Here is a 5,351-nt window from a genome sequence, read left to right as displayed (position 1 = left end):
TGACGGTTTCCTATCGCCGGAACGCCATTATGGTAGGCGTGGAAGATGGCTTCGAGTATTCAGAGGACCTTCGAGATTGGACGGAGCTCTCTGGACTTGCGGCTCCTGTATCAGATTCGCAGGTCGAAATCGGTTCGGATGGCTCGGTGGAGGAACGGCGGCTTGTGGTTTCGCTAAGCGAGGAAGTGGAGACGGCTTTTGTGCGGCGGAGAGTCAGGGGGGAATAGGAGATCGGTAGCGGTATTATTGTTTGTCGAAGAAATCTGAATGCAAAGTGCTTTTCGCGCATAGCGCTCTCGAACGCACCTATTGTATGACTTGTTGCTAATGGCTGGACAGATACAAATTGGATTGGATCTGATGTAAGTTAGAAAGTGCCTCGAGGGGAGCTAAAAATGGTTGATGAGTTTAGCGAGCATATTTCGGAAGGTCGTAAAACAAGTTTCGGCCTTTTTCTGTGCATGCGACCAAGACGAAAAATTGTAAACGTTCACCGTTCCGGTGTAAGGTTCGAGTATAGATTATTCGAATTGGACCGTTTTTCGGTAAGCGTACGGTGAACCGGCTTACGATTCTTCCTTGACGGTGCGGTATTTGGCCCAGTGTTGCAGGGTGAGCTTGTATTGCTCGGAAGCCTTCATCGATGGAATGCGCTCGAGCACGTCGTGGATGTATTCGAAGGGATTGATGCCTCGGCGCTCGCAGCTGCCGACGATCGAGTAGATCACCGCGCTGCGGCTTCCAGCCTTGGGATGGCCGACGAACATCCAATTCTTCTTGCCGACTGCTGTCGGCCTTATCGCGTTTTCCATCAGGTTGTTGTCGATCTCCGCTTGGCCGTATTCAAGGTATCGCGACATGGCCCCCCATTGTCCGAGGGCGTAGGGGACGGCCTTGCCCATGGCGGACTTGGGCAGGTAGCGGCCTTGGCGCTTGGCGATGGCCTTGCCCAGCAACCGGAAGGTCATGGCCGATTCGCTTTGGCGAAGCCTCGCGCACAGCTTTGGGGAGAGCCCGGCCTTTCTCGCCTTGGCTTCCGCTCGGTAGAGGTTGCGTATGGCGTGCATCACGAAGGTCGCGAAAGCCGGGTCCTCCGACTGGGCCTTCTCGAAGTAGCGACGGACGTGCGCCATGCAGGCGATCCGCGTCGCGTCCACTTTTTCGTACGCCTGGTAGCCGTCGCACTGGAGCAGCCCGGCGTATCCGCCAAGCAACGACGTAGCGACGGCATGCGCCCTGGAGGTGGCCCAGTGGAACACGATGTCTTCGCCTGGAGCGGATATTCCCCAGAGATAGCCTTCGCCGCAACGCTTTCGGGCGATGTCTTCGTCCATGTACTTGACGGGCGTCTCGTCGGCCTGGATGTAGTTGCCCGCCAGAAGCTGGCATTTCATGAGCTCGACGATTCCGGCGAGCCAGAACTCCACGCTTTCGACCCAGTCGCTTATGGTCTTGCGCGAAACGGCGCAGCCGAGGCGCTTGAAGGCTTTTTCCTGGCGATAGAGGGGAGCGTGGTCGCAGTATTTGGATACGACGACCCAAGCTGGCAAACGAGCGGTGGGGAGGCCCTTGTCGATGGGGCGCGGCGGCATGGGGGCGATCGCGGGCTTGCCGGCAGGGTCGTCCTTGCGGACGAACTTGCGGCGGATGGTCGTGACCTTCACCAGCTTGGGAGGCTCGATGTCCAGCTGCTCGCTGGTCTCGCGGCCGATCTCCCGGAAGTCGTCCGGGGCGGCGCGGACGTGCTCGGGATCGACATATACGGTGCGCTCCTCGAGCGTTTCGTGGAGCTTGGCGCGGCTATGCCCCTTGCGGCTGGGCCTTGCCTTGCCCGCCGCGGGCTCGCTGGGCGGTTCCTCCCGCGGGGAGGGTTCCTCTTCGACTCCCGCAAGCCCCAGAGGCAGCTGGCCCAGGTCGGTCTTCTCGCTCTTGCTCCCGTAGAGCTGGCGCAGCGTGTAGTCCAGGCGAGCCTTCAAGGCGGCAACCTCCGCGGAGAGGTTGGAAACTTCCTTGCTGAGCTTTTCTTCCAGGGCCGTCACTTTCCCGTACCCAATGAAAGGATACGGCATAGATCAAGCGTTTATCTCCCCGGGCGGGCGGCTACCGGCCGTACCACGGCTTCATCGTCATGGCGTCGAGCTGCACGCCGCACAGCAGCTGGTTGAAGGCTTCGGCGCGCAGCGAGAGTTTCGCGCCGCCTTCGTCGGCCGGCCAGCTGAACCGCCCCCGCTCCAGCCGTTTCGCCAGGACCCAGAGGCCCGACCCGTCCCAATACAGGATCTTGAGCAGGTCGCGGCGCTTGTTGAAAAAACGGAAAAGGGTTCCGCTTTGCGGGTTCTCCTTGAGCCGCTCGGTGACGGCGGCGTGCAGCCCGTTGAAGCTTTTTCGCATGTCCACCGGCTCGGTCGCGGCGAGGATGCGAGTGGACGACGGCAAGCTCAGCATGTCGGGGCGAGATCGCGAGCCAGCGGTGGAGGCGTCGAAGGCGCGCAGGACGATGCCGCCGGGCGCGAATATCTCGATCCCTAGTTCGGACCGGTCGTCGGGGGCGCGCTCGATCTCCACGAAGCCCTGGGGGCGGCGCCCGCGCTCCCTGGCGTTTAGCCAGTAGAGGAAAGTTGGATACTTGACGCCTTCGCTTCGAGCGAAGGCCTTCGCGCTGACCCCTGCGGCGTCGAAGCGGGCAAGCAGCTCTTCGCGCTGGGCAAGGGGGTAGCGTTTTCGTTCGGATGACTGTTCCATCCCACGAGATTATCACGAGGAAAAGCCCTCGTCTAGATGCCGGTTCGCCGGACGTTTACTGTTGAGACGCTATGTTGTGTCTATCACGCGAGACTCAAAGCTCCTGATGTGCGACAGAGTAACTGCGAGTGCATTTAAGGGAGGCACCGTTGTGCCGAGCTGGCATGGCTGAAATAAGACAAGACGTGAGGCTGTGACAGAAGCTGTAAGACCCTATCGGGCCTGGTGGTCCATTGTTCTCGAAATTCCATTTCGTTTTAGTATATAGTAGAAAATTAGGTTAACGAATTTATATACTAAAATCTAGATAGAATCGCGTTGTTGATGCTCTATGTAAGTAGTCGCGGGATTACCTCCTGTTGCTGGAAATTACGCTGGATCGATATGTTACTATAGAATCTAGTGTATTAATGTAACGTTAACCAATGAAAGTATGAAAAAAATAGTATCAATAATAATGGTTTTGAGTTCGCTTGCCTTCGCAAGCGCAGCGTCCGAAAGTTTACATATAACTTTCGATTCTAGCAATACCTATGGTTCCGGACCAAGTCACAAATTTGTTTATGCTCCGGCAGGTTGCGACCTTATGACGATAGCCGTTTCTGATGATGGTTGGGTGGGTGGAATTGGGATAGCTATTAGCCTGCCAGGTGGTGGCCAACTACGCTCTGATATCATGGGCTCTCACCCTTATTACTCTTCCATTTATGACGCCGACTATTTGTACAATCAGCCTGCGGGAGAATATGTGCTCTATGGAGGTGGAACTTACATTCCAGCTTCGAGCAGTATGGATGCCTATGTTACCGCGGTGATTACGTGGTAGAACTATTTTGATTGGGAAGGCCGAAAGGCCCTCCCGTTTTTTGACATCATGTTCCTTGGTTAGGCTTTGCGCCGTAGACTAAAGTAGGAACGAGAACTCATTTGCCTAAACATTCAAGATGAAGTCTATTTTTTGGATCTTATTGGTTCTACGCTCTGCGAGTGTACTAGGGGGTGTATATTCTCCTGATGTTGTGGATCGGCAGGTTGCCATGGAAGTAGGGGAAACCAAGGTATCTAGATATCTTTTCTATAAGCACTTGCATTCCTTTGTAAAGTCTGCGGGCTCTGGCGAGAGCTTCGAATTCCCTGAACATGATTTAGCGCAATGGTTGGTTTCTTTTAGAGATCGTTTGGCACTAGTAGAGTTGACACGACGAAAAGGCTACGAAAATCACCCACTCGTTGTCGATTTGACTCGTAGAATGTCTCGTCATATTCTGTCCGATCCGGATGGTGAATACTATCTGCGTTTGGTGTCAGCTGAACTCGGAGAGCAAGCTAGGCTTTTAAAGAAAGTAGCACATCATCATAATCGGTTCGAGCATGTATCGCAATATAGAAATCGCGTATTTCGGAACCTAGAGGTTGTTTGGGAAGATGAGGCTGTCGGAAAATTTATAGAACTTCTTGTGGAATATGAACCAGTTATCCCTCAGTTGAATGAAAAGTGGTTTGTAGGAGTCGAAGGTTTGGTGCTTTGCTCGTTTAAGGTAGATAGTCGAAGGGAGCAGTTTTGTATCGAAGACTATGTCCGATGTTTTAATGATTTGTTTATTCGCGGAATGCCTCGATCTAATCGAGAATTGAAAGGTTCAGTTAGGGATATGTTAATTCGTGAGCATGACTACGCTAAAGCTCTTGAGTTAGAAATTAATAGTGAAGACAAATTCTTGGAGGATCGTCAGAATTTTATACACAATCAAATGATCTCAGTGTTCATCGATGAAGAGCTTAAGCCGAGTGCGCAGCCGACGGACAGTGAGTTGAGGGAACTATTTCAGGAGGAATCTGGTGGATGGAGAGTTTCTGATCAAGTAGTTGTGTCTGCTTTTGTATATGATAATCTCCAATCAGCGTGGCAGGCGTACACTGAGTACACAAGATGTTCTGTAAAGTCTTTGAACGATACGCAGTTTTTAGTGAATCGTTTTCATCGTGAAAGAGTGGGGGCGGAATCCCGCTTTGGTGGCTCGGAGATATTGTTATTTCTTTCCGATTCGAAAAGGGTATCAAGGCCGCTGCAAACGGATTTGGGCCCCGCTGTTTTTGAAATTCATAAGTCTGACGGTATGAGAGAGATGACCTTTGAGGAGTTTAGAATGTCTGAAACGGATAGAATTAGAGACAGAAAGTTAAAAATAATAATTTCAGGGGCTTTGGCGAAAGAACGTAATTCGTTTTCAATAATAGAATTTGTAGATTTTCAGACAGATGTAGCAGATTATGTAGCGGGGCTTTTATGACCTAGAATAGCTTTTCGTAAAGCAAAGAATCTGGTTAGGGTATTCTATATTTGGAGATACGTTATTCTGTAAAAAAAGACGTTCGGTAAATTCCTATTGCACATAGCAATGCTGAAAAGACTGATAGTTAAGTCGGTTGGTAGGGTTGGTTGGGCTTGAGTAATTGTTTTCGCGGAAATGCAGAAATAATGAAAATGAATTTGTTATAGTGTGTGTTTCCTTCGGCTTGCTGAATTTTCTCATATTCAGAGATCTTATTTGGGTGATCACGTCTGATTGATGCCGTCAACTCGTGATTGATCGGTAAGCGGTACAGAT

At 51.8% G+C, this 5,351-nt stretch carries 6 protein-coding genes; 3 read left to right on the top strand and 3 right to left on the bottom strand.

Annotated elements, in window-relative coordinates:
• The coding region (locus QEH53_RS23235; protein ID WP_309025627.1) for a hypothetical protein at nucleotides 1-227 on the top strand (227 nt) is incomplete at its 5' end.
• 339 nt (nucleotides 228-566) lie between these two features.
• Here QEH53_RS23235 and QEH53_RS23230 read toward each other — a convergent pair.
• Together QEH53_RS23230 and tnpB are read right to left on the bottom strand one after the other, a co-directional pair.
• Nucleotides 567-2,069 carry an IS66 family transposase gene (locus QEH53_RS23230; protein ID WP_309025626.1) on the bottom strand — a complete coding sequence of 501 codons (1,503 nt, stop codon included), beginning with the start codon at nucleotides 2,067-2,069 and terminating at the stop codon, nucleotides 567-569.
• A 31-nt stretch (nucleotides 2,070-2,100) separates the two neighbouring features.
• The gene (tnpB, locus tag QEH53_RS23225; protein WP_309025625.1) at nucleotides 2,101-2,742 is read right to left on the bottom strand and encodes an IS66 family insertion sequence element accessory protein TnpB; all 642 of its coding nucleotides are present in this window, start codon (nucleotides 2,740-2,742) and stop codon (nucleotides 2,101-2,103) included.
• A gap of 433 nt (nucleotides 2,743-3,175) precedes the next feature.
• On the opposite strand from tnpB, the gene QEH53_RS23220 reads away from it, so the two are divergent.
• The gene (locus QEH53_RS23220; protein ID WP_309025624.1) at nucleotides 3,176-3,568 is read left to right on the top strand and encodes a hypothetical protein; all 393 of its coding nucleotides are present in this window, start codon (nucleotides 3,176-3,178) and stop codon (nucleotides 3,566-3,568) included.
• A 118-nt stretch (nucleotides 3,569-3,686) separates the two neighbouring features.
• Nucleotides 3,687-5,033, top strand: coding sequence for a hypothetical protein (locus tag QEH53_RS23215; RefSeq protein ID WP_309025623.1), 1,347 nt, complete (start codon nucleotides 3,687-3,689; stop codon nucleotides 5,031-5,033).
• Between the two features lie 127 nt (nucleotides 5,034-5,160).
• Here QEH53_RS23215 and QEH53_RS23210 read toward each other — a convergent pair.
• Nucleotides 5,161-5,351, bottom strand: a 191-nt coding sequence (locus QEH53_RS23210; protein WP_309025622.1) for a hypothetical protein, incomplete at its 5' end; no start/stop codon positions are given.

This window comes from Pelagicoccus sp. SDUM812002, from assembly GCF_031127835.1.
In the GTDB taxonomy this organism is placed as follows: Bacteria; Verrucomicrobiota; Verrucomicrobiia; order Opitutales; family Opitutaceae; genus Pelagicoccus.
Note: the sequence above shows the minus strand (reverse complement) of the source record. Positions and strands in the feature narration are given on the sequence as shown.